Annotated in this window: 23 protein-coding genes; 10 read left to right on the top strand and 13 right to left on the bottom strand. The window is 57.4% G+C overall.

The annotated features are described in order from the left end of the window. Positions 1-55 precede the first annotated feature (55 nt). Entirely contained in the window at positions 56-1,399 is a 1,344-nt protein-coding gene (gene pssA / locus H7698_RS17045) for a CDP-diacylglycerol--serine O-phosphatidyltransferase (RefSeq protein WP_194692197.1), read from the bottom strand. Between the two features lie 203 nt (positions 1,400-1,602). Between pssA and H7698_RS17040 the strand changes: the two genes are divergently transcribed. From H7698_RS17040 to H7698_RS17015, 6 genes are all read left to right on the top strand, one after another. Further along, positions 1,603-2,166 carry a TetR/AcrR family transcriptional regulator gene (locus tag H7698_RS17040; protein ID WP_194692196.1) on the top strand — a complete coding sequence of 188 codons (564 nt, stop codon included), beginning with the start codon at positions 1,603-1,605 and terminating at the stop codon, positions 2,164-2,166. A gap of 54 nt (positions 2,167-2,220) precedes the next feature. Then, complete coding sequence (locus tag H7698_RS17035; RefSeq protein WP_162440054.1) at positions 2,221-2,697, top strand: nuclear transport factor 2 family protein; 477 nt, start codon at positions 2,221-2,223, stop codon at positions 2,695-2,697. Positions 2,698-2,828: 131 nt separating this feature from the next. After that, a complete protein-coding gene (locus tag H7698_RS17030) occupies positions 2,829-3,686 on the top strand; it encodes an SDR family oxidoreductase (protein ID WP_194692195.1) in 858 nt (285 codons plus the stop codon). Between the two features lie 112 nt (positions 3,687-3,798). Next, entirely contained in the window at positions 3,799-4,410 is a 612-nt protein-coding gene (locus H7698_RS17025; RefSeq protein ID WP_194692194.1) for a Yip1 family protein, read from the top strand. A gap of 46 nt (positions 4,411-4,456) precedes the next feature. Further along, positions 4,457-5,800 carry a cation:proton antiporter gene (locus H7698_RS17020; protein WP_194692193.1) on the top strand — a complete coding sequence of 448 codons (1,344 nt, stop codon included), beginning with the start codon at positions 4,457-4,459 and terminating at the stop codon, positions 5,798-5,800. Positions 5,801-5,916: 116 nt separating this feature from the next. Continuing rightward, positions 5,917-6,219, top strand: a complete 303-nt coding sequence (locus H7698_RS17015) for a hypothetical protein (RefSeq protein ID WP_194692192.1) — start codon at positions 5,917-5,919, stop codon at positions 6,217-6,219. Positions 6,220-6,308: 89 nt separating this feature from the next. Here H7698_RS17015 and H7698_RS17010 read toward each other — a convergent pair whose 3' ends face one another. Beyond that, positions 6,309-7,532: a zinc-dependent alcohol dehydrogenase gene (locus H7698_RS17010; RefSeq protein ID WP_194692191.1), complete on the bottom strand. Its 1,224-nt coding sequence runs from the start codon at positions 7,530-7,532 to the stop codon at positions 6,309-6,311. Between the two features lie 344 nt (positions 7,533-7,876). Here H7698_RS17010 and H7698_RS17005 point away from each other — a divergent pair, with 344 nt between their 5' ends. Further along, positions 7,877-8,353 (top strand): hemerythrin domain-containing protein, encoded by a 477-nt coding sequence (locus tag H7698_RS17005; protein ID WP_162440048.1) that lies wholly within the window; start codon positions 7,877-7,879, stop codon positions 8,351-8,353. A gap of 183 nt (positions 8,354-8,536) precedes the next feature. Here the strand turns inward: H7698_RS17005 and H7698_RS17000 are convergent, their stop codons facing one another. The 4 genes from H7698_RS17000 to H7698_RS16985 form a co-directional block, all read right to left on the bottom strand. Next, the gene (locus tag H7698_RS17000; protein WP_162440047.1) at positions 8,537-9,073 is read right to left on the bottom strand and encodes a hypothetical protein; all 537 of its coding nucleotides are present in this window, start codon (positions 9,071-9,073) and stop codon (positions 8,537-8,539) included. A 62-nt stretch (positions 9,074-9,135) separates the two neighbouring features. Further along, positions 9,136-11,058, bottom strand: coding sequence for a hybrid sensor histidine kinase/response regulator (locus tag H7698_RS16995; RefSeq protein WP_194692190.1), 1,923 nt, complete (start codon positions 11,056-11,058; stop codon positions 9,136-9,138). A gap of 170 nt (positions 11,059-11,228) precedes the next feature. Next, positions 11,229-13,502, bottom strand: a complete 2,274-nt coding sequence (locus H7698_RS16990) for an ATP-dependent DNA helicase (RefSeq protein WP_194692189.1) — start codon at positions 13,500-13,502, stop codon at positions 11,229-11,231. After that, entirely contained in the window at positions 13,499-15,151 is a 1,653-nt protein-coding gene (locus tag H7698_RS16985) for a VRR-NUC domain-containing protein (protein WP_194692188.1), read from the bottom strand. Before H7698_RS16985 ends, H7698_RS16990 begins: the two co-directional genes overlap by 4 nt. A 195-nt stretch (positions 15,152-15,346) precedes the next feature. On the opposite strand from H7698_RS16985, the gene H7698_RS16980 reads away from it, so the two are divergent. Further along, on the top strand, positions 15,347-15,571 hold the full coding sequence (locus H7698_RS16980) for a YgdI/YgdR family lipoprotein (RefSeq protein ID WP_162440043.1): 225 nt from the start codon (positions 15,347-15,349) through the stop codon (positions 15,569-15,571). A gap of 682 nt (positions 15,572-16,253) precedes the next feature. On the opposite strand, the gene H7698_RS16975 is transcribed toward H7698_RS16980, so the two are convergent. From H7698_RS16975 to H7698_RS16955, 5 genes are all read right to left on the bottom strand, one after another. Next, complete coding sequence (locus H7698_RS16975) at positions 16,254-16,712, bottom strand: REP-associated tyrosine transposase (protein WP_194692187.1); 459 nt, start codon at positions 16,710-16,712, stop codon at positions 16,254-16,256. A gap of 87 nt (positions 16,713-16,799) precedes the next feature. After that, the gene (locus H7698_RS16970; RefSeq protein ID WP_194692186.1) at positions 16,800-17,885 is read right to left on the bottom strand and encodes a polyamine ABC transporter substrate-binding protein; all 1,086 of its coding nucleotides are present in this window, start codon (positions 17,883-17,885) and stop codon (positions 16,800-16,802) included. A gap of 48 nt (positions 17,886-17,933) precedes the next feature. After that, positions 17,934-18,275, bottom strand: a complete 342-nt coding sequence (locus H7698_RS16965; protein ID WP_162440040.1) for a cupin domain-containing protein — start codon at positions 18,273-18,275, stop codon at positions 17,934-17,936. 28 nt (positions 18,276-18,303) lie between these two features. After that, positions 18,304-19,710: an NAD(P)/FAD-dependent oxidoreductase gene (locus tag H7698_RS16960; protein ID WP_194692185.1), complete on the bottom strand. Its 1,407-nt coding sequence runs from the start codon at positions 19,708-19,710 to the stop codon at positions 18,304-18,306. A gap of 50 nt (positions 19,711-19,760) precedes the next feature. Then, positions 19,761-20,576 (bottom strand): helix-turn-helix transcriptional regulator, encoded by an 816-nt coding sequence (locus H7698_RS16955; RefSeq protein ID WP_194692184.1) that lies wholly within the window; start codon positions 20,574-20,576, stop codon positions 19,761-19,763. A 275-nt stretch (positions 20,577-20,851) separates the two neighbouring features. Here H7698_RS16955 and H7698_RS16950 point away from each other — a divergent pair, with 275 nt between their 5' ends. Further along, positions 20,852-21,124, top strand: a complete 273-nt coding sequence (locus tag H7698_RS16950) for a DUF1652 domain-containing protein (protein ID WP_162440037.1) — start codon at positions 20,852-20,854, stop codon at positions 21,122-21,124. Positions 21,125-21,229: 105 nt separating this feature from the next. Here the strand turns inward: H7698_RS16950 and H7698_RS16945 are convergent, their stop codons facing one another. Beyond that, the gene (locus tag H7698_RS16945) at positions 21,230-23,689 is read right to left on the bottom strand and encodes a UvrD-helicase domain-containing protein (RefSeq protein ID WP_194692183.1); all 2,460 of its coding nucleotides are present in this window, start codon (positions 23,687-23,689) and stop codon (positions 21,230-21,232) included. A 238-nt stretch (positions 23,690-23,927) separates the two neighbouring features. Between H7698_RS16945 and H7698_RS16940 the strand changes: the two genes are divergently transcribed. Beyond that, positions 23,928-24,623, top strand: coding sequence for a pirin family protein (locus H7698_RS16940; RefSeq protein WP_162440035.1), 696 nt, complete (start codon positions 23,928-23,930; stop codon positions 24,621-24,623). 105 nt (positions 24,624-24,728) lie between these two features. Here the strand turns inward: H7698_RS16940 and pgm are convergent, their stop codons facing one another. Further along, entirely contained in the window at positions 24,729-26,375 is a 1,647-nt protein-coding gene (pgm, locus tag H7698_RS16935) for a phosphoglucomutase (alpha-D-glucose-1,6-bisphosphate-dependent) (protein WP_162440034.1), read from the bottom strand. Positions 26,376-26,448: the final 73 nt, after the last annotated feature.

The raw sequence follows: 26,448 nt of genomic DNA, 5'->3' as shown, positions 1-26,448 counted from the left end.
TGTCGCGAGATGAATCGCGACAGTGCCCACGCGTATTCCGCAAAGGTCGAACGCGCTAAAGAATCCGATACAACAATCGTTCGATTCGCACACGGCTGACGCGCTTGAGAAACTTGGCCACCGCTGCCGGATACTCCAGAAGCGTTTCCAGATCCTGATAACGCTCGATACGCGTAGTGTGCTGAAAGATCTGCCCCAGCTCTTCGCGGCGCGGTTCTAAAAGCTCACCCTTCGGATCATCAATCAACAAAGCGTTTTCCAGATCCAGTCGGAACGCCCGTGGGTTCAGGTTATTGCCCGTCAGCAGGGTGTAACGCTGATCGATCCACATGCCTTTCAGGTGGTAGGTATTGTCGCCTTCCTTCCACAGATGCAGGTTCAACTGTCCGCTATCGATCGTGCGCTGATGACGCTTGGCGAACCTGCGCAGGCTGATTTCGTACAGGTACGGCAGCGCCGCAATCACTCTGAACGGCTCGCTGGGCGGAATGTAGAAATCGTTGGCAGTCTTGTCCCCGACGACGATGTCGATTTTCACGCCCCGCCCCAGTGCCCGGTTGATCTCGCGCGTCACGGCCAGCGGCAGGTTGAAGTAAGGCGTGCAGATCGTCAGTTGATGTTGAGCGCTAGCGATCAGCTCGCAGATCACCCGGCTAAGCGGGTTGTTTTTGCCGACGCCAAGCAACGGGCTGACCGACAATCCGCCCTTCTCAAGCGTTCCCGCCGTGGTGTCGTAGGCCGCGTGCTTGAGGCGGCTGCGCAGGTCACCGATATCGTTGCGCAGACTGCGGGTGGTCGGCAGGTTGGGCAAATCGAGTCGGTTGACGGCTTTGGACGCGATAAGACCATGCTGAATCAGGTGCTGCATGGAATCGGCCAGAGCGCGGTTGTGCAGCAGGTGGTAACGGTCGTAGCGGTACTTGTCGAACTTGTGCAGATAGACGTTGTTCAGGCTCGCGCCGCTGTAGATCACGCAATCATCGATCACAAAGCCTTTCAAGTGCAGCACGCCAAACAGTTCACGACTCTGCACCGGAACGCCATACACCGGGACTTCACTGGCGTGAGTCCGGGTCATGTCCTGATACCAGGCCGAATTGCCCGGCTGCTTGCCGGCACCGATCAAGCCGCGTTGGGCGCGCAGCCAGTCAACCACCACCACGACGTCCAGTTCAGGACGTGCCAGTTTGGCTGCGTGCAAGGCATCGAAGATTTCCTGACCGGCTTCATCCTGTTGCAGGTACAGCGCAACGATGTAGATGCGCTGGGTTGCACTGGCGATTTTTTCCAGCAGGCAACGACGAAATTCGGCTGCACCGGAAAGGATGGTGACGGCATCGGCGGTCAGCGGAAAACTGCGCAATTTAGGCAGCAGAGGGCGTTTGAAAAGCGACGGCATAGGGCTCGCAAAAGGTCGAATCCGAAGAACCCGAGAGCTTACACCATGGATCGGTTGGGGTCTTGTCAGCGTCTGTAAAGACCCCTTCGCGAGCAGAGTCGAGATGCGTGTCCCCTGTGAGAGCGAGCCTGCGCGCGATGACTGTGTGCGCTGCACCACACATCCCGCTTGATAAAGGAGAACGATCGTTCTACTGTAATCACATGAACGAAATCACTAACAACGCTACTCGCGACATCATTCTGGATGTCACCGAGAAATTGATCTACAAAAGTGGTATCGCTGCCACCGGGATGGATCTTCTGGTGAAAACCGCCGGTGTCTCCAGAAAAAGTATCTACCGCTACTTCGCCAACAAGGAGGAGCTGACCGTCGCGGCTTTACGACGGCGTGACCTGCGCTGGATGCGCTGGTACACCAGCGAGGTCGGTAAGGCTGATACCCCGGCCGATCGCCTGCTCAACCTGTTTACTGTGCTCAACGCGTGGTTTGCCAGCGAAGGCTTTCGCGGTTGTGCCTTCATCAACACCAGTGGCGAAACGGGCGACCCGCAGGATCCGGTGCGCCTGCTGGCCAAGGAGCACAAACAGAAGCTGCTCGATTACGTGTGCGAGCTCTGCACCGAATTTGGCGCTGACGACCCGCAGACGCTGGCCAGGCAACTGCTGATCCTGATCGACGGTGCCATCACCGTCGCGCTGGTCATGGGCGATCACAGTGCTGCCGATAACGCGCAGTGCGTGGCGCGCAAGTTATTGGACCTGTAACCCTTAATTCAAATGCAACAACCGCCTGTACGTTAATTCGAGAGGAGACGTTATATGTCAAACCCTGAAGTTCGTCCGCCATTGCCACCCTTCACCCGGGAATCGGCCATCGAGAAAGTACGCCTGGCCGAGGATGGCTGGAACTCCCGTGATCCGGCGCGCGTCTCGCTCGCCTATACCCTGGACACCCAATGGCGAAACCGCGCGGAGTTTGCTCATAACCGTGAAGAAGCCAAGGCATTCCTCACGCGCAAATGGGCCAAGGAACTGGATTACCGTCTGATCAAGGAACTCTGGGCGTTCACCGGTAACCGGATCGCCGTGCGCTATGCCTATGAATGGCACGATGATTCGGGTAACTGGTTTCGCTCCTACGGCAATGAAAACTGGGAGTTTGACGAGAACGGCCTGATGGCTAATCGGTTTGCCTGCATCAACGACCTGCCGATCAAGGAAAGCGAGCGCAAGTTCCATTGGCCACTGGGGCGACGGCCGGATGATCATCCAGGGCTTTCTGACCTGGGGCTGTGATTTCTACCCCGATCCTCCGGTAACTCCTGAAGGGATCGCGTTTACCGATGACGTCGAACATCCAACCGAACTCCAGTCAAAAGGCCAAGGTCAACCCTTTGATTCTTTCGCCTTGAGACTGGAGATTCATGATGATCGACTATCCAAAACCACCGTTCGCCAAACAGAGCCAACCGGTACCGGGTTCACAAAAAAAGATGGAGCCCTACCCGGACTGTGGCGAGCAAAGCTACAAAGGGTCTGGTCGACTCGACGGCAAAATTGCCCTCATCACCGGCGCTGACAGCGGAATCGGCCGGGCCGTGGCGATTGCGTTTGCCCGTGAAGGCGCAGATGTCGTCGTTGCTTATCTCAACGAGCATGAAGACGCGCGGGAAACGGCTCGCTGGGTTGAACAGGCTGGCCGGCAATGCTTGTTATTGCCCGGTGATCTGGCGCAAAAAGCCCAGTGCCAGGCCCTGGTCGATAAAACCGTCGAACGCTTTGGGCGTATCGATGTGCTGGTCAACAACGCGGCCTTCCAGATGACCCATGAAAACTTCGAAGACATCCCGGATGAAGAATGGGTCATGACTTTCGACGTCAACATCACCGCCATTTTCCGGATTTGCCAGGCGGCCCTGAAACACATGAAACCTGGCAGCTCCATCATCAACACCAGCTCCATCAACTCGGACATGCCCAAACCCACCCTGCTCGCTTACGCCACCACAAAAGGCGCCATTGCCAACTTCACCGGTGGCCTGGCGCAGATGCTCGGACCGAAAAACATCCGGGTGAACTGCGTGGCGCCCGGGCCGATCTGGACTCCGTTGATCGTCTCCACGATGCCTGATGAGGAAGTGCAGAATTTCGGCTCGCAAACACCCCTCGGACGGCCGGGGCAGCCGGTGGAAGTCGCGCCGATCTATGTGCTGCTCGCGTCGGACGAAGCCAGTTACATCACCGGACAACGGTATGGCGTGACGGGAGGCAAGCCAATGCTGTAAGGACAGCGAGGGGTGATGTCGAAAACCATGCAAAAAAATGAACCCCTCACAAAAAACCGACCTCCAAAACGATAGGCCCCAGTGGCGGGCCTTCCGTTATCTGGAGGTCGTCATGTCCGCACCTATCATCAAACTCTTCACCCAACCCAACTTCGCGTGGACGGATATTCGCAGGGAAGAGGAAGCACACCCTCGTCATTATCTGGCTCACTTGTTGTTGCTCGCCCTGATTCCCGCCGTGTGCCTGTTTATCGGGACGACCTACGTCGGCTGGAGCCTGGCTGAAAATGAAACGGTCAAGCTCAGTACCAGCAGCGCATTGCAGCTGTGTGTGCTGCTCTACCTGACCATTCTCGCGGGTGTGGCTGTGATGGGGCTGTTCATCCGGTGGATGTCCCGCACCTTCGAGTCACGGCCTACCATCAATCAGTGCATCGGTTTCGCCGCGTACACCGCGACCCCATTCTTCCTCGCCGGATTCGCCGGGCTTTATCCGAGCCGCTGGCTGGCGGTGCTTGTCCTGGGGGCTGCCTCGGTCTATTCGACATTTTTGCTGTTTGTCGGTTTGCCCACGTTCATGCACGAGCGCAAGGAACAAGGTCTGCTGAACTCGGCCTGCGTCTGGGGCGTAGGACTGCTGGTGCTGGTGACGATTCTGGTGGAAATGATCCTGGTCTGGTTCAACGTCCTGACCCCTGAATACCTGCGCGCGACCGTCGGTTGATTATCACGCCCTGCCCTGTTGCCACCCATTTGGCGAGTACCAAGACATGAGTTTCATCATATGGGTGGCAGTGCTGGGAGCGGTACTGCTGACACTGGCACTGACATCGTCGTACCTGCGATGGATGCCCGTGACCACTTCAGCCGTGTGCCTGGTGCTGGGCATCGCCATCGGACCCGCGGGGTTCGGTCTATTGAAACTCGACCTGGATGACGCCTCCGTCTGGATGGAGCATCTGACCGAAGTCGCTGTGCTGTTTTCGCTGTTCGTCTGCGGTTTGAAACTGCGCGCTCCCCTTAAAGCGAAGAAATGGCGGATTGCTTTTGGCTTGGCGGGACCTGTCATGGTGCTGACAATTGCGGGGGTCAGCCTGCTTTTGCATTTCGGGTTCGAGCTGCCTTGGGGCGTATCAGTGTTGATTGGCTCGATCCTGGCGCCGACCGACCCCGTGCTCGCCGCGCTGGTATCGGTCAACGATGCCCGTGATGACGACAGTGTCCGGTTCGGGCTCTCCGGCGAAGCGGGCCTCAATGACGGGATTGCGTTTCCTTTCGTGATCCTGGGGCTGGTCTTGTTGTTGCACGATGACAACCCGGGCTGGTTAGGGGATTGGGCGCTTTATCGACTGCTTTGGGCTGTCCCTGCGGGTTTGTTGATTGGCTATTGGATGGGTCGCGGGATTGGTCTGTTGACCCTTTCGCTGCGGATAAAAAATGAAGACAGCACCCTGTCGCCCAACGATTACCTGGCCCTCGCGTTGATCGCCCTGGCGTATGTCGGGGCCGAGTCGGTTCATGCTTACGGCTTCTTGTCCGTGTTTGCAGCCGGGCTCGGTCTGCGCCAGGCAGAGGTCAAATCCACGGGCGACGCCCCGGTACCCGCCGAGCATCTTGTACAGCCAGTTGTCGGCCATCAGAACGTCGACCCGCAGCATGCCGTTCACGGCGACACCGACAAGCTTGAAGATTCCCAGGTGGCAGCCGGCATCATGATGGGCGACATGCTTGCTTTTGGCGGTCTGGTCGAACGGGCGATGGAAGTGTTTCTGGTGACGCTGCTGGGTGTAGTACTCATCGCCCATTGGGACTGGCGGGCGCTGCCTGTCGGTGCAGCGTTGTTCTTTCTGATCCGGCCACTGAGTGTGGCAGCCATGCCCTGGGGTGGATTGCTTGAAGGACGGCAACGACTGTTGATCGGCTGGTTCGGCATTCGCGGCATCGGCAGTCTGTACTACCTGTTTTATGCGTTGAACCACGGGCTGGATCAGTCAGTAGCGACGCTTTGTGCCAACCTCACCCTGTCGGTGGTGGCGTTGAGCATTCTGGTGCATGGCATCAGTACCCAACCGATCCTGGCGCGTTATGAACGGCGCAAGCAACGAAAAAACTGATTTTTCGCACTCGCTTTGACGGAGTTGATTATCGAAATTTGGCGATCATAAATTTGAAATCCTTTTGTATTGCCGGTGCCTATTAATCAACCTCCTCCGACTTTAAGGTGCCGGTCATGATTCACTATTCCACTCGCGATGAACTCAAAGCCTGTCGCGAATTCGCCCTGCAACGTAATCGTCAGATGTTTGAAGAAGCTGAAACAATGAATCAGTGTGCCTTCGCATTGCTTGAAGGCAGTGAGCTGGATGGGGAGCAGTTTGACCGCTATCAGGCGATGCGCAGGAAGGCTGATGTCAAATTCGCGGAAGCTATCGAGCATCTGCGGGTGCTCAATGAGGATTTTCCACAGGTGCCGCAGCCGGGACCTGTAGGAGCAAAGCTTGCTCGCGATGACGGTATGAGAGCAGGCGTGTAAATCGGCAAATACACCTGAAGTAAATGGTCGTCTGGGCGGCATCGTTGGAACGCCGCCCAGACCAAGCTTTGCTCGTACAAGGGGAGTTGCTACATCACGGGTACCGCTTCAGTTTCAAATGTCTCAGCCAATGGCACATCGCTGGAACCTGGCGTCAGAATGACCTTGCGGCACTCCTCCTGTTTTTTATCGAAAATCTTGTACCCCTCAGCCGCCTGTTCCAGGGACATCCTGTGGGTGACGATGGCTTCCGGTTGCAAACGCCCCGTTTCGATGTACCCAAGCAACTCCGGTAAATACCGCTGGACGTGCGTCTGGCCCATTTTGAACGTGAGGCCTTTGTCAAAGGCGTCCCCAAACAGGAAGCCATGGATGAAACCGGTATAGACGCCCGGCACACTGACCACCCCTCCCCGGCGCACTGCCGCAATGCATTGACGTAACGCCTTGCCGCTCCCGCCTTCCATTTTCAAGGTCGCAAGCACCGTTTCTGTGGTGCTGCCCTTGGCTTCGAATCCAACCGCATCGATGACCGCGTCAACGCCACGGCTGCCCGCGGTCTGACGAATGATCGTGTCGGCCGGGTCATCGTCGTCATCGAAGTTGATCGGAATCACCCCGTAAGCACTTTGCGCATAAGCCAGCCGATAGTTGTGGTGATCAACCATGAAGATCTGCTCGGCGCCGAGCATTCTCGCGCACGCGGCACTCAACAACCCCACCGGCCCGGCGCCAAAAATGGCGACACTGGAACCCTGCACGATATTGGCGTTGATCACCGCCTGCCACGCCGTCGGCAAGATGTCCGAGAGGAACAGCACTTTCTCGTCGGCCAGCAACCCCGGGACCTTGAAAGGCCCGGTGTTGGCTTTGGGGACGCGGACAAGCTCGGCCTGTCCGCCCGGAATGCCGCCATACAGCCGACTGAAACCGAACAAGGCTGCCGGTGGCGGGATGACTTTTTTATTCAGGCTGCCGCCTGGCCCTTCATTGGTGGTTTCACAGCAGGCGAATAACTCTTGCTGACAAAAGAAACAGTCACCACAGGCGATCACAAAGGGGATCACTACACGATCACCGCGCTGCACGGCAGTCACGGCGGCCCCCGTTTCTTCAACGATGCCCATGAACTCATGACCAAAGATATCGCCATGCTCAACCGTTGGGATCTTGCCTCGATACAAGTGCAGGTCAGACCCGCAAATAGCCGTCGCCGTGACCCGCAAGATGATGTCGTCAGCGGCTTCGATAGTGGGATCGGGGACGGTTTCAACCCTGACATCATGGGCACCGTGATAAGTCATTGCTCGCATGGCTGCATCCTCGCTGGTCATTATTAAAGACACCGGGTGTCTGTATTAAGGGAGCGACCGGAAGCCGTGAGTTCAGTCAGGTGGCGGTTGATTCTGATCGGCGGTCAGCCTGTAAATCTCCGCCGATATGTGTGAGTTCTGCCTGCACTGCGAACTGCATGAAGAATATTGACCACTCATGCAGGCTGCATGAATCCAAATCTTTTGAATCATGTTTAACCTATTGTTTTTGTTATTAATTATCCACTCGTCAAAATCGGCACGACAAATGCTCAAGGACTACGAGCGACCTTCGGCATCGAAACCGTAAGCGCCTAACCCGTGACTATTTGAGAGAACCGACCATGAACGCCATCGACCTGTTGAAAGCCGACCATGAACGCGTGAAAGGCATCCTGACCCAACTGAGTGAGTCCACCGAACGTGGGGTTAAAAAACGCACCGAGCTGATTGCCAAGCTGGAAATGGAAATCACCATCCATACCCGACTGGAAGAAGAAGTACTGTATCCCGCCTATAAAAAGGCCGGCGGCAAAGAGCAGGAAATCATGTACTACGAAGCCAAGGAAGAACACCGCACCGTCGACTCGCTGGTGCTGCCGGATCTCAAGGTCACCGACCCCTCCACACCGGAATTTGCCGGTCGGGTGAAAGTGGTAAAGGAGCTGCTGGAGCATCACATCGAAGAGGAAGAAACCGAGATGTTTCCTCAGGCGAAAAAGTTGCTGGGTAAAGCTGAGCTGGAAGAGTTGGGCGCACAGATGGAAGCGCTGAAGGCGCAGTACAAGAAGGAAATGAGTGCGGGGAACCTGGCGGCTTGATTGACCTGAGGTATCAGGCCAGCGCCTGCTTCGCAGTCGGACGCAGCCTTCGGCAGCTGCTACAAGGTCAGTGTGAAATCGCGCCCCCTGTAGCAGCTGGCGCAGCCTGCGTTGGGGGCGAAGCCCCCCGGGATTTAACACCGACACCGCATCGAAAAACCATCCTGATAAAATCCGGGTTATTCACCCGCCCGGATTCGTCACCTGAATGAAAACGGCATAGGCCCCCAGCAGTACCCAGAATGTCGCGAAGATCCAGGGAGTCCGCACCGAAAACAGCAACGATTTTCGGTACCCCTTGTGTGACGATTCCATTTCGCTGAACAACGGCGATTCATCGTATGCCAACCCCATCAACGGTTCACTGCGCAGCAACTCACTCTGTTTGAAATGCCAGTGATCAATGATGTCGTACGCCGCACGAATGCCTGGCCAGGCGTTCAGTGAACTCAGTAGCCCCAACAGCGCCAGGAAGGGGGGAACGACCAGTGTGAACAGCTTTCCCCATTCCGGATTCAGATTGGCCATGCAAGACGCAAAGGCGATCACCAGGAACGATTGAGCCGCCAGGTAGGCATCAGTGCGGTTGGCCAGGATGCTGGTTTCGTACTGGATCTCCCGGCGGTAGAAATCAAGGCGCTCTTTGGGAGAACCAAACATCTTGGCGTTGTGTTCGGTCAGGGCTTCTTCAGGCGTGGCTTCAGTCAGTATTCTTGGCACGGGCGTCACATCAGGAGGGAAAACAGTTAGAAGAAACGCCACCGGACAAGTTCAGCCCAATATCACTTGAGTGTCGCCGCGATAATGTCCACCAGATTGAGTTGGTTGAAGGGTTTGGACAAGCGCGGAAGGCTGGAAGCGCCCCCCTCCAGGCGTTCGGCATAGCCCGTGGCAAGGATGATCGGCATGCCGGGTTTTTTCATCTGGATAAAGTGCGCCAACTGGGTACCGCTCATATGGGGCATGGCCATGTCGGTGATGACCAGGTCGAAATCCGGCTCACTGCTGATCAACTCCAGCGCCTTCGCACCCGACGCGGCACCGGTAACCTGATGGCCGAGGTCTTCAAGCAGTAAACACGTACTGGTCAGGACCAGGCTGTCATCGTCCACCACCAGGACGCGCAGACGTGCCACCGAAGCCGGCGGCTCTGCATCAACTGCAGGTTGAGTGGCAACGCCACTCGACGCGACGGGTAGCCACAGTTGCGCGCTCGTGCCTTTACCCTTCTCGCTCTTGAGAATGAATCGCCCCCCTAGCTGCTCGATAAAGCCATGGATCATCGACAGTCCCAAGCCAGTCCCTTTACCCAAGCCTTTGGTGGTGAAGAATGGGTCCATCGCTGAAGCGAGCGTCGTTTCATCCATGCCTTCACCGGTGTCACTGACACTCAGACAGACGTAGCGTCCAGCCGCCAGTGCCAGGCTGGACTGCGCACGTACGTCTTCCATCTCGGCGCTGATGACGATTCGGCCCCCGGCAGGCATTGCATCCCGAGCATTGGTGATGAGATTAAGCAATGCCAGTTCAAGCTGATTGACGTCGACCAGCGCCGGTTCCAGCTCATCCGGGAAACGCGTATCCAGCTTCACCGAAGGCCCCAGAGCACTGCGCATCAGCCCCATAATCCCCTGCACCAAGGCTGGAATCTGCACAGGCTCGGTCTTCAGTTCCTGGCGCCTGGCAAAGGCCAGCATGCGTTGGGTCAGCGTTACACCGCGCAGGGCACCTTGAGTGGCGTTGTCCACCAGGCGAGTGATTTTAGGTTCGTTACCCGAGCGTTTGCGGATGATCTCCAGGTTGCCGAGGATCACTGTCAGCAGGTTATTGAAGTCGTGGGCGATGCCGCCACTGAGTTGACCGATGGCCTGCATTTTCTGCGCCTGGAACAAGGCTTCGCGTGTTTGCTCCAGCGTCTGCTGTGCAAGGGTCGCTTCCGTGATGTCCCGGGTAATTTTGGCAAAGCCCAGCAACGTGCCGGTATCTCCCCAAATGGGGTCGACCACCACGTGCGCCATAAACCGCGTACCGTCTTTGCGCACTCGCCAGGCTTTGTTTTCGAATCGCCCCTCGCGCACTGCTGTTTCCAGCGCCCGTTGTGGCTCGCCGGCGGCACGGTCTTCGGGGGTGTAGAACATGGAAAAATGCCGACCAACGACTTCTTCGGGCAGGTAACCCTTGATGCGTTGTGCGCCTGGGTTCCAATTGGTCAGGCGACCATTGGCGTCGAGCATGTAGATCGCGTAGTCGGTGACGCTCTGCACCAGCAGCCGGAACTGTTGCTCACTTTGCTTGAGGACTTCCTCGGCCATTTTTCGATCAGTGAGATCACGGGTGATCTTGGCGAACCCAAGCAGAACACCCGAAGGATCGATAATCGGATCGATCACCACGTGGCACCAGAAACGTGAGCCGTCCTTGCGAACGCGCCACCCCTCTCCCTCGAAACGCCCTTCGCGGATGGCCGTGTCCAACGCCCTCTCAGGCAAACCGGCACGGCGATCATCGTCGGTGTAGAAACGGGAGAAATGTTCACCGAGAATCTCGGCTTCTTCGTAGCCCTTGAAACGCTTGGCACCGGCGTTCCAGCTGGTAATGATGCCCTCGGGATCCAGCATGTAGATCGCATAGTCGATCACGGCATCGATCAACAGGCGAAAACGCTTTTCCGCGATGGCGCCAGCCTTTCTCCGATCCTCGCTCATTCAACCCTCACGTCAATTCTGTTTACAGGAGTATGAGACAAACCGGGAATTTGGGAAGCCACAAAAAACACAATTGGACTTAATGGCTCATCGATACACGTATTTGATGATACAGGCGTACAGGTCGTTGTAGACATGGCCAGGTATTAGCGTGTCATGGGTGGTGGTTTTCAAGAGTGACCAATCCCCGGCCTGATCGACCACCATCGCGGAAGCAATTGCTTGACCTTGCTGTCGCCAAATCGATCATCGATCAGCATGACGACCCCTTGGTCTTGTTGGGTACGAATCACGCGTCCTGCGGCCTGGACGACTTTCTGCACACCGGGATACAGGTAGGTGTAGTCATAACCGGCACCAAAAATGGCGGACATGCGGTGTTTCAGTTGTTCATTCACCGGGTTCAGTTGCGCCAGCCCGAGCGTGGCAATGAACGCGCCGATCAGCCGCGCACCGGGCAGGTCGATCCCTTCGCCAAACGCCCCGCCCAACACCGCAAAGCCGACGCCCTGACTATGCGTGGTGAACTGATCGAGAAAATCCTGGCGCTGCCCTTCTCCCATACCTCGGGATTGCGACCACACAGTGATATGAGGATGTTTTTCAGCGAGCAATTGAGCGACTTGCTGCAGGTAATCGAAGCTGCTGAAAAACGCCAGGTAGTTGCCGGGGCTTTCAATGAATTGCCGGGCTATCAACTCAACGATCGGCTCCAGAGAGGCCTGGCGATGAACGAAACGCGTGGAAATCTGGTTGACGATATGAACCTGCAGCTGATCGGCGTGAAATGGCGATTCCACATCGATCCACACGGTATTCGTCGGCATCCCCAGCAGGTCAGCGTAATAGTGGCGAGGGCTCAAGGTGGCGGAGAACAACACGGTGCTGCGCGCAGCCGTCAACCGCGGGCGAATGAACCCCGCAGGCACCACATTGCGCAGGCACAGCCGGGACAGGTTTCGTTTGCGATCAAGATCGCGCTTGGTGATATCGAACAAAAACTGTTCATCGAACAGCTCCGCCACCCGGCAAAATTGCAGCATGTCGAAATAGAAGTTCTGCAACGCGCTGTCCAGGCCCTGCGGATGATCATTCAGGTAATCGCCGATGCTCGCACTGCAGGAGAACAACGCCTGGAGCATTTTTTCCGGAGCCCTGTCATACGCCTGGTACGCACCGAGTTGCTGATCATGCAGGGCGTTCCACTCGCGGTTGACGCGCTGCAAGGACTTCTTCAACGGCTCAGGCGCGCTTTTTCGCACGCCGTTCAGGGTCGATTGATCCAGCGTGGCGCTGTACATCTGGCGTCCGCGTTCCACGAGGTTGTGAGCTTCATCCACCAGTACGGCAACCCGCCAGTTGTTGGCTTGGGCCAGACCGAACAACAGTGCACTGAAATCGAAGTAATAGTTGTAGTCGGCAACCACAACGTCGGCCCAGCGCGCCATTTCCTGGCTCAGGTAATAAGGGCAGACATCGTGGTTCAGCGCGACTTCACGCAATGCGCTCTGGTTCAACAACGTCAGTTCGCTGGCCGCCTGGCGAGCGGCTGGCAGACGATCATAAAAACCTTTCGCCAGCGGGCAGGAATCTCCGTGACAGGCTTTGTCCGGGTGTTCACATGCCTTGTCGCGAGCGATCATTTCCAGTACGCGCAGCGGCGGTGCATCGACGCTCCCCAGAATCACCTGTGCAGCGTCCAGGGCCAGTTTGCGACCGGGGGTTTTCGCCGTCAGAAAGAAGATCTTGTCCAGTTGCTGCGGTGCCAGCGCCTTGAGCATGGGGAACAGCGTGCCCACTGTCTTGCCAATACCCGTCGGTGCCTGGGCCATCAGACACTGGCCGGTGCTGACGGCCTTGAACACTGATTCGGCAAGGTGCCGTTGGCCTGGACGGAAATCGATGTGGGGAAACGCGACGTTCTGCGCACCCCGATTGCGCGCTTCGCGATGAACCATTTCCTGCTCGGCCCACAGTAGAAACAGCCGGCATTGGTGTTCGAAAAACTGTTGCAGTGTCGCGGCGTCGAAACGCTCGACCAGGCAGGTTTCCTTCTCGCTGACGATGTCGAAATACACCAGCGCCAGATTGATCTGCGCCAGGTGGAGTTTCTGGCACATCAACCAGCCATAAACCTTCGCCTGGGCCCAGTGCAGCAGCCGGTGGTTGGCGGGTTGCCGGGTCAGGTCGCCGCGATAGGTTTTGACTTCCTCCAGGCAGTTTTGCGCAGGATCATAGCCATCCGCCCTGCCCTTGACGCTCAGCGCTTGATACTGGCCCTCAAGCGCCACTTCGCTCTGATAGCCCTCACTACGGCGCGAGGCCACCGTGCGATGGCCGACAATGCCTTCGAGCGCGGTGGGCGACGGGGTGAATCGCAGGTCAAGGTCACCCACTTTGGCGGTGAACTCACATAGCGCCCGCACGGCGACACGGTAGCTCAAGCGCTCTGCTCCGCCCATTGCACATAACAGACGGCAATCGGCATCTGATGCTCGTGACAGAACTCCAGCCAGCGCAGTTGATTGTCTTGCAGACGATCCCCCGGACCTTTGACTTCGATCATGCGGTAGGTTTTGTCCTGCGGCCAGAACTGGATCAGGTCAGGCATGCCGGCACGATTGGCCTTGATATCCATTAACAAGCGATTGAACCAGTGTTTGAGGTGCTCCGCCGGCAGGCAATCGAGTGCCTGATCGAGAAGCTCCTCGCTTAACGCGCCCCAAAACACGAAAGGTGATTGCACCCCCCATTTGGCGGTGTAACGGTCGCGGATGGTCTGGATGTAGCGCCCATTGTCGAGTTCCGCCAGGCAGGCCTGAAACAGATCGGCGCGGCGTGCGTGGAAATCTTCCGCATGCAGGTCAACGGGGCCGCGCTGGAATGGGTGGAAAAACGATCCCGGCAAAGGCGCAAAAATCGCGGGCCAGCACAGCAAGCCGAACAGCGAATTGATCAGGCTGTTTTCGACGTAATGAACCGGCGCGCACGTTTGCGCCAAGTGCGCCAGAACATGGCTCTCCACCGACAGTGACGGGTCGATCCTGGGCAATTGAAGATCCAGACGCAGCATTTGCCGGGCGGGGGCACGCTTCATCGCGGGACCGCCCAGTTTGCGGCGCAACCTGGGGAGCACGCGCAGCAAATGCTGGCGTTCGGCGGCACTCTCGGGGGCGTGTTCGGCGTGGGTGGCGAGCTCCAATGCCAGCTGATATTCAGCACAGCGCTCGAGTACACGAATCAACCGAACGCGTGCGCCGGGGTAGGCACAGTCGCGATAGAGCGAAATGGCGGTAGAAAAGTGCGACATACGCTCGCAGTGTTGACCGATCTGGAACATCAATTTGCCGCGACGTCGTTGCAACCAGGGATTGGGCAGCGTCAGGCTGTTGATCTGCTCAACGATGTCGGCGATGTCTTCGCCCGATTCAAACCGAACCTGGCAGTCGTGGAGGAAGAAACAGGCGTCCACGTCGTCTCGGCTGCGTAAACCTCGAGAGTCGGCGCCAATGTCGACTTTTTCATACGTGAAGATGCCCAGGTCCGCCAATACGAACTCGGACCAGTCCTGATAAAGATTGCCGAAAAACATCAGGCGCAAACGGTCGCACAGGCCCATGATGGTCAGGCTGAACAATCGCTCATTGAGGGCAGCGCACCAGTGGTTGAAGCTTTTGGCTTCGGGAAATTGTTCGGTCAGCGCCGGTAGCCAATCGCTCTTTTTTCCTTTCGGCTGATCAATGGCGACACCAAAGCACTGGAGCACTTCTGACTTGAGCAGCACGTTGAACAACGCGTCGATGGACAGCGGGCACTGCTCATCAATCCAGCCCAATGCCACCAAGGGAACGACGGCGCAACCGATGTCGCCGATTTCGACGTAATGCAGTTTGCTCGCCCTGAAGTGCACCCCTTTGCGCATCACCAATCGGACCAGCAGTGCCCTGGACTCCCGGGGCAACTGGTTAAATTCGTGGATAAAGCGCTGCTCCTCTACACTCAACACATCGGCGTAACGATGCTCAAGCCAATCAAGCACTTGCTTGAAGTTGTTGAGGTAATAGAACGGGTCGTCGAGCGGATTTGCAGTCACGGGAAATAAGGGCCAAGGCGAGGGAGTACTGGTTATGCGTACAGATACCAGTTCCGTCCCTTCCGACGCAATTAGAAAAAGATAAGCGGCGGCAGCGATTTTTCGGGCGCCCGCCGAACTTTTCCTCGTTCCATCGCACCAACCGCGTTACAGGCACAGTCTTTCGGCTGTTTTTTTCGATTATGAGAGGTGGTTATGAACATCAAGACCCTGGGTTTGCCATTAGCAGTAGCTGCCTTCCTGGCCCTCGCCGGTTGCTCGACGGCAACGGTCGTCACCCTGCAGAACGGCACCCAGTATTTGACCAAGGACATGCCGAAAACCAAGACCAAGGATGGCTTCTACGAATTCGAAGACATTTCCGGGTCGAAAGTGAAGGTTCGAGCCGATGAAGTGGCCACGGTTCGCGAGGAAGATTAATAAGTCTTCGCGCGGGGTCTGTGTAGCAGCTGCCGAAGGCTGCGTTGGCTCCGGGGTCGCGCTCGACCGAAGCGGTCGCATTCAGGACGCTTTGATATCTCCCTGAATATCGGGGCCGCTTCGCGCCCCAACGCAGGCTCCGCCAGCTGCTACAGGGTCGTGGTGTAAGCGAGCTCTGTGTAGTAGCTGCCGAAGGCTGCGTTGGCTCCGGGGTCGCGCTCGACCGAAACGGTCGCATTCAAGACGTTTCGAAATCTCCCTGAAAATCGGGGCCGCTTCGCGCCCCAACGCAGGCTGCGCCAGCTGCTACAGGGTCGTGGTGTAAGCGCGCTCTGTGTAGCAGCTGCCGAAAGCTGCGTTGGCTCCGGGGTCGCGCTCGACCGAAGCGGTCGCATTCAGGACGCTTTGATATCTCCCTGAAAATCGGGGCCGCTTCGCGCCCCAACGCAGGCTGCGCCAGCTGCTACAGGGTCGTGGAGTAAGCGAGCTCTGTGTAGCAGCTGCCGAAGGCTGCGTTCGACGGCGAAGCGGTCGCATTCAGGACGCTTTGATATCTCCCTGAAAATCGGGGCCGCTTCGCGCCCCAACGCAGGCTGCGCCAGCTGCTACAGGGTCGTGGTGTAAGCGCGCTCTGTGTAGCAGCTGCCGAAGGCTGCGTTCGACGGCGAAGCGGTCGTGATTGCTATAGCCAGCACGCATCCCACAGCGGGTAATCATGAACGCGTGAAACAAGCTTTGCTCTGATCGGATTCGCAACGACATACCTGGCCAGCGCTTTCACGTCGTCCTCACGTCGAACCGCACGCTCATGGTAGCCCTTCTGCCAAAGGCGTCCTTTTCGGCCTAACGCGCGATTGACGGCGGCGGCGCTGCGCGACTTTACCTGGCACATCAACCCGGCCAAGGTTTGGTCCCGGAGTTGCACCAGACAGTGCATATGATCCGGCATCACAACCCACGTTAAAAAGTCCGCCCATCCCGCTTCTTGTGCCTGACGCAATTGCGAGACAACCAGGCGTCCGACCCGCCAATCAGAGAAAACCGGCTGCCGTTTATCGACGACAGCGGTGATGAGATAGATTCGGCCGGGTTCTGAAAAGCGGCCAGTGCGTAACCGACCCGCATTCAAGCAGTAAGGCATTCCTTGCCCCTCAACTGTGAAAGAGGCTCGGAACTTACCGCGTCCCTGCGCACAAGTTAGCCACGATCAACTACAAAATATGACCCCTCAACTCCCCGTCCGAATCTTGTTCCACACCCGCGTACGGATCCGGTCGATGTTCAACGGCATCGCTTCCAACGCAAACAACTTGCCCATCATTTCCGGACTTGGATAAACCTTGGTGTCGTTTTTGATCGCCGGTTCGATCAGGCTATCGGCTTGCTCGTTGCCGTTTGCGTAATGCACATAGTTGCTGATGCTCGCCATGACGTCCGGGCGCAGCAAGTAGTTCATGAAGGCGTAGCCGGCCTTTTCATCCGGTGCATCGACGGGCATGGCGACCATGTCGAACCAGATCGCGGCGCCTTCCTTGGGAATGTTGTAACCGATCTCGATGCCGTTGTTGGCTTCCTTGGCGCGATTTTCCGCCTGGAGAATGTCGCCGGAGAACCCCACTGCCACGCAGATATCACCGTTGGCGAGGTCGCTGGTGTATTTGGATGAATGGAAATAACTCACATACGGCCGGACTTTCAACAGCAGCGCTTCAGCTTTTTTATAGTCATCAGGGTTCTTGCTGTGGTGCGGCAGGCCCAGGTAGTTAAGGGCAGCAGGCAACAGTTCTGGGCCATTGTCGAGAATCGCCACGCCACACTTCTGCAATTTTTCCATGTTCTCGGGCTTGAAGATCAGGTCCCAGGAGTCCACCGGTGCGTTGTCGCCCAGCACCGCCTTGACCTTGGCGACGTTGTAGCCGATCCCCGTACTTCCCCACAGATACGGGAAGCCGTGTTCATTGCCCGGATCATTGGTTTGCAGGGCCTTGAGCAACACCGGATTGAGGTTTTTCCAGTTCGGCAGCTGATTCTTGTCGAGCTTTTTCAGCGCCCCACCCTGAATTTGCCGCGCCATGAAATGGTTGGAGGGGAACACCACGTCGTAACCGGATTTGCCGGTCATCAACTTGCCATCCAGCGTCTCGTTGCTGTCATACACGTCGTAGGTGAACGCGATGCCGGTTTCTTTCTGGAAGTTCTTCGTGGTATCGGGGGCAATGTAGTCCGACCAGTTGTAGATCTTCACCGTCTCCGCCGCCTGGCTGAGGGTCGCGACGAGTGCAAGGGGCGCCAGGGCCAGTGTCTTTCGCTTCATGAGTCGATTCCTGTAGGGGCTTGTTGTTATTGGCAGGCAATCAAAGGATCAAAAAATCAAAACGTAGGTTTTGCGCACGGTTTCCTGGATATCCCAGATGCCGAGACTGTTGGCGGGCAACATCAGTGCGTCACCCGCTTCTATGTGCAAGGTCTCACCGTCGTCCGGGGTGAAGGTGCAGCGCCCCTGGATGAAATGGCAGAATTCCTGGGCGACGATCTGGCGCCGCCAGCGACCTGGGGTGCACTCCCACACACCGGTTTCGACGCCGTCGTCGCGCTCGACACTGGTGGTCGAGGCTACCGCCACGGGTGTTCCGAGCGGTACGGCAACTGGATTGGATTCTTCGAGTATCAGTGCTGCGGTGTTCTTGAATTGCGTGATGCTCATGGGATTACCTGTCGTTGAAAAACGCCGTTTAGTGCATGAAACCTTCCATGAACCCCGCCACGCCGCTCGCCAGTTTGCGACGCCATGGCGCAGTGGCCGGATTGGCCAGGGTCTGGTCTTCGTGGACGAAGCTGCGAATGATCGCGTTGTAGCCCAGCCAGCGGCACGGTTCGGGCTCCCACGCCCTGAGTGCGTCGAGACCGCCTTGGGGAATGACCCAAGGCTGATGAACCAGCTCGGTGTCGCGCTCAAGGATCAAGTCGGCAAGCGTTCGACCACCGAGGTTGCTGGCACCCACGCCCTCCCCGCCATAGCCACCGGACAAGGCAATGCCGCTGGCCTGATCACAAAGCATGTGCGGTTTGAAACGCCGTGACATGCCCAGGTTGCCGCCCCAGCCATGGGTGATCTGGACGTTCTTGAGTTGTGGGAAGAGTTCGCCGAAAAGGTAACGCCGCAGTTCCACTTCGCTGGTGGTCAGGTCGAAGTTGTGGCGCAGTTGGCCGGCGAACTGGTAGCCACCCCGTGCACCGAATACCAGGCGGTTGTCGGCGGTGCGCTGACCATAAGTGACCTGGCGGCTGCTTTCGCTGAAGGCCTGGCCACGGCTCAGGCCGATTTCGTCCCAGGTCGCGGCGGACAGCGGTTCGGTGGCGACGATCAGGCTTTGTACCGGCAATTGATAACGGCCTAACGGCGGCAAGGTAACCGAGTACCCCTCAACCGCCGGCACAATCCACCGACTGCGAACCTGGGCTTTGGCCGTGCGCAGTGAGCCCGACTGCCACTGGGTAACCGGGCTGTTCTCATAAATGCTGACGCCCATGCCCTCAACCGTCCGGGCCAGCCCACGGACCAGTTTGGCCGGGTGAATGGTCGCGACATGCGGTGCGTAGATTCCACCGTAGGGTTTGGCGACACGGATCTGTTGGGCCAGCTGCTCAGGGCTGAGCCAGCGGTAATCCTTTTCAGTCAGTCCCTGGCGATAAAGGCTGTCCAGATAGTGCCTCAGGCTGGCTTCCTGCTCCGGATAACGCGCGGCACAATACAGCGCACCACCCTTGCGATAATCGCAATCGATGCCTTCACGTTCGATGACGATCTCGACCTCATCGGGAATGCTGTGCAGCAAATCGAACGATGCCCGTCTCTGTTCCGGCGATGACGCTGCGAGTAAACGGTCTTCGCCCAGGAGATTGCCCATCAGCCAACCGCCATTGCGCCCGGACGCGCCGAAACCGGCGGTTTGCGCTTCGACGATGGCGATGTTCAACCCCGGCGCCAGGCGCTTGAGGTAATAGGCGGTCCACAACCCGGTGTACCCGGCGCCAATGATCGCCACGTCGACGTCCAGGTCCTGTTCCAGCGCGGGGCGCGGCAACAGGGGATCGTCCAGTTGATCCATCCACAAACTGATAGTGCGCCACGCCGGCATACAAGACTCCGCCACTCAAACTTCGATGGCGTTGATCCTAGTGCGTGGTCTCAGTGGCTGTCTTGCGCGCGTGCACGCAAAGAAATTTGTTTGACGTAGGCCTTCGGCGATTGCCCGGTGTGCTGGCGGAAACAGCTGTAAAACGCCGACAACGAGTTAAACCCTGCGGCAAAGGCCAGCTCATCCACACGCAGCGGGGGCGTCGCGGTATCCAGCGCCGCCAGCAAGTGGTGCAAACGCGCCTGGTTGACGTACCGGTAGAAGCTTTGGCCAAGCACTTGATTCAACAGATAGGAGATCTGGTTACGGCTATACCCGCATTCCTGCGCTACCCGTTGCAGGTCGAGCTCAGGGTCCAGGTAAGGTTGCTGACGCTGGAAGTACTGTTGCAGGTCTTCGGCCATGAAGCTCAGCTGGCGTGGTGACAACCCCAACCGGCTGACCGCCGCGCGCTTGCTGGCGACTGCTTGGCTGGACACCTGCTCGCGAACCAGCGAGGCGTATTCGTTGACTCGCCAGATCAATCCGTCCCGAACTGTGATCGCTTCACTTGCCCTGAACGACACCAGTCCCTCACCGCCGCGCAGTGTGATGCGGTACTGAATGAACGCCGTGTTGCCATCCAGGCGGATACGGTCCGAATGCTCCAGGGCTTCGTCCGGGTCACGGGGCATGCTATCGCGCACGTAATCACGCAATTCATCCAGGCCCATCACACGGTTCTGGAAAAAATCACTGTATTGAACGTCCGGGTGATACAGCGCCATGACGCCGTCCAGGTCCCGGTGTTTCCAGCGCAAGTGGTAACGCATCACCGTCTCGCCGGTGGTCAGGGTTTGCAGTGGGCCGTCATCGTCGGCGTGCATAGGGGGTCTCAACGGGAAAAAGCCGAGCTTGCCCAAGTTCGGACTGGGCTTCAACGACAAATGTAGGGATAGGCCGATAGTGGCATATCGCCCAATGATCGATGATGCGTGACCTGTGTCAAAAAAAGCGAAAGCAATCGCCAAACGGTTTGAAAAAACCACGAGACTTTCACATCTGGATGCTACTTTTAATGTCATCACCGGTTGAGCCAATGAAGGCTCTACCCTCCTAACATGAGCTAACGGAAGCGCTCGATTAAGAAGGCGGGCAACACATGAATAGAGGTTTTAGCAAGGTTACTTTTCCAAACGCCTGCCAGCTGATGCGCTGGCATTTTCATCCCATGGGATTCGAGGCGAGCATGGATGCGCCGGGCAGCATGATTGCCCGTTTGTTTGATCGAGCGAGTGGCGAGACCATGATCGCCATTGCCGGCATTCCTTGCGCAACGGTGATGAATGCGGCGGATGTGGAGAGAATCATCGAAGCGGTGGAGGATGAGCTTGAGGCTTTTATTCCGCCGGCGGCGTTCAGGAGTTATGCGTGAAGTGTTGAGCGTGTTTGAAAAGCCCACAATTGTGGGCTTTTTTTGGTTTGGTGATTTTGAAGATCAAAAGACCGCAGCCTCGCTTCACTCGACAGCTCTTACAGGTTATCTGCGGTAATCGGCGAAGAATGCCTTGCCCTTGCCAATCCGGTCGGAGGCTTTTGGCATGTTCACTGCCTGAGTGTCCTGAGCATCGACGTACCAATAGCAATGGCTCACCGCCCGGGTGATGCCGACATAAGCCAGGCGCAGGATTTCGTCTTTTTGTGCGTTGTCATACGCCTCACTGTCGCCGGCCTTGCCCAGGCCCGCCATGCGATAGACCTGGTTCTTGTAAGGCGAACTGGTCAGGTGCTGACAATCACCCAGCAGGAAAACCGCATCGGCCTGAAGCCCCTTCGCGCTGTGATACGTGAGCTGCTTCAATCGCCTCGACTCATACGGCAAGCTAGAATCCACATTAACTACCGACTGAATATGCTGCTCTATCAATAGCTTATCGCTACTTTTTCGATACAACATCAAGATTGAATCACCCTTGCTGTAATGCTCATTCAGCCGACTGGCCATGCTCTGATCATCCCGATCGAAGACGCTCACGGGGACGAGTTCTTTGGGTTCGCCACTGGCCTTGGCCTTCTTTCCAGCAATCGCGGGCGCGGCACGGACGATATGTTCGGCGGCATCAATGATGGCTTGATGACTGCGGTAGTTGTCGCTCAGCATCACTTTTGTCGTGCTTGGCGACGGGAACTCTTTGGCGAATTCCATGAAATACGTGGGTGAACTGCCGCGCCATCCATAAATGGATTGCCAGTCATCGCCCACGCAGAGCAACGACGAGCGTTGCGCCCCGCGCCCCACGTGCATCGCCGGACCTCGACTGCGGATCTGCGCGAGGCTTGCGCGAATCCAGGAAACGATTTGTGGCGAGACATCCTGAAATTCGTCGATCATCAGGTGGGACATTGGCCGCAGCAGTTCATCGCTCAGTAACTTGAGGTTTTCCGGTGAATGCTCACTGAACAGCGCAAACATCCGGTTATAAGTCATGACCGGTGGTTTCTGATCCAGCAGATGGTCTTCCAGTGCTCGCCAATACAGGCTCAGCGCCTCGAAGAAAAACCGGTCCGGGTCGTCCTTGGCGAAACTCATCTGGCCCACAGCCGTCGGCACATCCAGCCCCAGGTTTTCGATAAACCCTGCGGCAGCGACAAAACAGTCCAGTAACGGAGCTGAACCCAGCTCACCCTTGACCTTGTAGTCGAAGCCCGGCCCGGCACTTGCGTCACCGGCAAGGGACGCCAACACGCGTTTCGATGATTCGTAGTTATCCAACCATATCAATGGTTTACGACAGAAAGCTTGAAACAGGGTGCGCTTGACTGCCCACTCCGCCCGTACGCTTAGCTTGGCGCCAGGGCGGCTGACTTGCGGGTTTTCCTTTGGGTCGAACCCCAGCACCACCCAGGCATCAAGGCTCGGAATGTAGCCGTGGCAATGAAATGTTGATCCGTTGATATCGAACGACTGGCGATTCGGTTCGATCCCTTTAATCGGCCAGGCACCAGCGCGAAACCACAAATCTTCAATGGCATCGCACAGTTCTTCGTCGCGCTTGGCGGCCAATTCGGTCACGGCCATGCGCTTTTGCACGTCCGGGTGATCGCGCTCCAGCTCCTTGAGCTGCAGGGCATGGCGAGACAGAGGTCTGATCAACTCGCGAAAACGTTCATCGCGCGTGTGCAAGCCGTGATAGCACGCATTCAGTTGCTGGCGTTGAGCATCGTTGATGCGCAGGTCGAAGGGGTTGCTGTCGACATCCTCATCAGCATTTTGCGTGCGATGGCTAAGGTTTTCGAAAGCTTGCAGGCGTTCGAAGCCTGGCAGGCTGCGCACCATCGGCAGGATTCGAGAGTGAAACGTACGAACGAGCTCTCGCGCCTCTTTCACGCTCAGCGCCCGGCCCCACAGGGCGAACAGCTCGACCAGTTTATTGATGAAATCCTTGCGCGATTCCCGCGTGAAGGTCACTACGGTCATGGAGCTCAACTCGAAGCCCAGATAGTGCACAAGCAGCACGATTCGCAACACCAGCGTCGTCGACTTGCCAGCGCCCGCGCCGGCTATCACCGACGTTGAGGGCGTGTCGCTGAAGATCATTTTCCACTGCGCAGCACTTGGCTGGGCATGCGCTGGCAGTAATCGGGCAACATCGGCCTTCATGCGCTTCTTGAGTTCGGCACTCAGAGGCAGGCGCCAATCGTCGAACAGGTTGTCGTCCACGTTCGGGGCACGATGCTCGGTGGAGCGCGAGTCGCGGATCAGCAAGACCTGTCGCCCCTCCTCCAGACCTTCGAGTTTGCCTTCCTTGTAGCCGTAATCCACACCCGCGCTGTGGCCGCTGCGAAAGCCATCTGCCTGCCCATGCAACCACGAGGCACGGTGCTGAGCACGCAAGCGCGTCAGGCCATGTCCAAAAAACCGGGCGGCCAGGCGTTTGAGCAAAGGCATCTCTGCCAGGGGACGAAGTTCGGGGGGGAGATCGGGGGTGTGTTGCGGCACGCGGACTGACTCCAGGGTGTGAGGCTGTTGAGCGCTATGGTGTCTTCATTTGCCATTGAGTTCTAGCAAAATGCTTACAGGTCATCGAGTTGTAGAGTGAAGTGAAGGTTGGATGAGCCATTTTCCATTTTAAACAGCATCGAATTATTCGATTGTAATGAGGCATTTTTTACGCTTTTTATCGATGCGTTGCTCGTAGATGATGGTCGCCATCAACAAACCCTTTCCGGAGACGACCATGCTCGAACTCAGACCTTTCAACTCCCTGGGCGGCGCCCATCATGGTTGGCTGGATGCGCATCACCACTTTTCATTCGCCGAATACCATGACCCCAAGCGCATGAACTGGGGCAACTTGCGGGTCTGGAATGATGATGTGATTGCTTCGGGAACGGGCTTCCCGAAACACCCTCACCGGGACATGGAAATCATCACCTATGTTCGTGAAGGTGCGATCACCCATGAGGACAATCTGGGCAACAAGGGCCGAACCGAGGCTGGTGATGTGCAGGTGATGAGTGCCGGTACCGGGATCGCGCACAGCGAGTACAACCTGGAATCGAGCGAGACGCGGATTTTCCAGATCTGGATTATTCCGAATGAAGCCGGTTCAGCCCCGTCGTGGGGAGCCAAACCGTTCCCTAAAGGTCAGCGTGAAGGTTTCGTGACCCTGGCCAGCGGCAAGGCCGGCGACGATCAAAGTCTGCGAATCCGTGCGGACGCCCGCCTGGTGGCAGCGAATTTGAAAGCCGGCGAGTCTGCCGAATACCACTTGGACGCAGGGCGACGGGCTTATCTGGTACCGGCAACCGGCCTTATTGAAATCAACGGGTTACGCGCAAAAGCTCGAGACGGTGTGGCAATTGCGGATGAACAGGTCCTGCGCGTGACGGCCATTGAGGACAGCGAAGTGGTTCTGGTGGATGTGGCTTGATTGCTTGAAGGCAAGGCAAAAAAAGGGCGACCGGTTAGGGTCGCCCTTTTTCATGCCCGGATATCAGCAGAGCGGGATTAACCTCCCTCTACACCGTATCCGCGTTTATTTCGTGGAAATAGCACCATCCACCAACGTCTGAGCTTCTGCCACCAATTGCTTGAGGTGGTCGTCACTGACAAAGCTCTCGGCGTAGATCTTGTAGATGTCCTCGGTACCCGATGGACGTGCGGCGAACCAGCCGTTTTCGGTCATGACTTTCAAACCACCGATCGCCTGATCGTTACCCGGTGCGTGACTGAGGATGCTTTGAATGGCTTCGCCCGCCAGTTGGGTCGACGTCACCTGATCGGGTGACAGCTTGCTCAACAAGGCTTTCTGCTCAGGATTGGCCTTGGCATCGACCCGTACCGAGAACGGCTCACCCAGTTCGTCGGTCAAGGCGCGATATGCCTGGCTCGGATCACGGCCGGTACGCGCCGTCATCTCTGCAGCCAGCAGCGCAGGAATGAGCCCGTCCTTATCGGTGCTCCAGACGCCGCCATCCTTACGCAGGAACGAAGCACCGGCGCTTTCTTCCCCACCAAAGCCCAGGGAGCCATCGAACAAACCGTCGGCAAACCATTTGAAGCCGACCGGCACTTCGTACAGACGACGACCCAGGCGCTTGGCGACGCGGTCGATCAGGCCACTGCTGACCACGGTTTTGCCCACGGCGGCGTCGGCGCGCCATTGCGGGCGGTTCTGGAACAGGTAATCGATCGAGACCGCCAGGTAGCTGTTTGGCGCCAGCAGGCCACCGGAGGGGGTCACGATGCCATGTCGGTCGTGGTCAGGGTCGCAGGCGAACGCCACATCAAAGCGTTCCTTGAGACCAATCAGACCTTGCATGGCATGGCTCGATGATGGGTCCATACGAATCTGGCCATCCCAGTCGACGGTCATGAAGCGGAATGTCGGATCGACCTGTTGGTTGACCACTTCCAGATCCAGTTTGTAATGCTCGGCAATCGCCGACCAGTAACGCACCCCTGCTCCGCCCAGCGGATCAACGCCCAAATGCAATTTCGCGTCGCGAATGGCATCGAAGTCGATCACGTTGATCAGGTCGGCGACATAGGTATTGAGGTAATCGTGGCGATGGGTCGTGCCGGCTTTCAACGCCTGCTCGTAGCTGATGCGCTTGACGCCAGCCAGCTTGTTGCTCAGCAGTTCGTTGGCCTTGGCTTCGATCCACTTGGTGATGTGGGTATCAGCCGGACCGCCATTGGTGGGGTTGTATTTGTAGCCGCCGCTTTGCGGAGGATTGTGCGACGGCGTGATTACGATGCCGTCGGCCAGCCCCGAGGTACGGCCGCGGTTGTAGCAGAGGATCGCGTGGGAAATGGCGGGCGTCGGGGTGTACTCGTCGCCCTGCGCGATCATCACCGTCACGCCGTTGGCTGCCAGCACTTCAAGGGCGCTGGCCCCTGCAGGGGTGGACAGTGCGTGGGTATCGATCCCGACGAACAGCGGGCCATCGATGCCCTGCGCTTCGCGGTACAGGCAGATCGCCTGGCTGATGGCCAGGACGTGCCATTCATTGAAACTCAAATCGAACGAGCTGCCCCGATGCCCTGACGTGCCGAAAGCCACGCGCTGGGTGGAAATGCCGGCGTCAGGCTGGCCGGTGTAGTAGGCCGTAACCAGTCGCGGGATGTCGACCAACAGTTCTGCCGGTGCCGGTTTGCCCGCAAAAGGACTGAGTGTCATGCAAAACCTCTGGAATCGATTGGTTCAGGAATTGGATCGCAGTTTACTGGCAGTTTGACCACAACGCGATGGG

It is taken from the genome of Pseudomonas sp. p50(2008) (assembly GCF_015351605.1).
In the GTDB taxonomy this organism is placed as follows: domain Bacteria; phylum Pseudomonadota; class Gammaproteobacteria; order Pseudomonadales; family Pseudomonadaceae; genus Aquipseudomonas.
The sequence above is the reverse complement of the archived record's forward strand: the minus strand, read 5'-3'. Positions and strand labels throughout refer to the sequence as shown.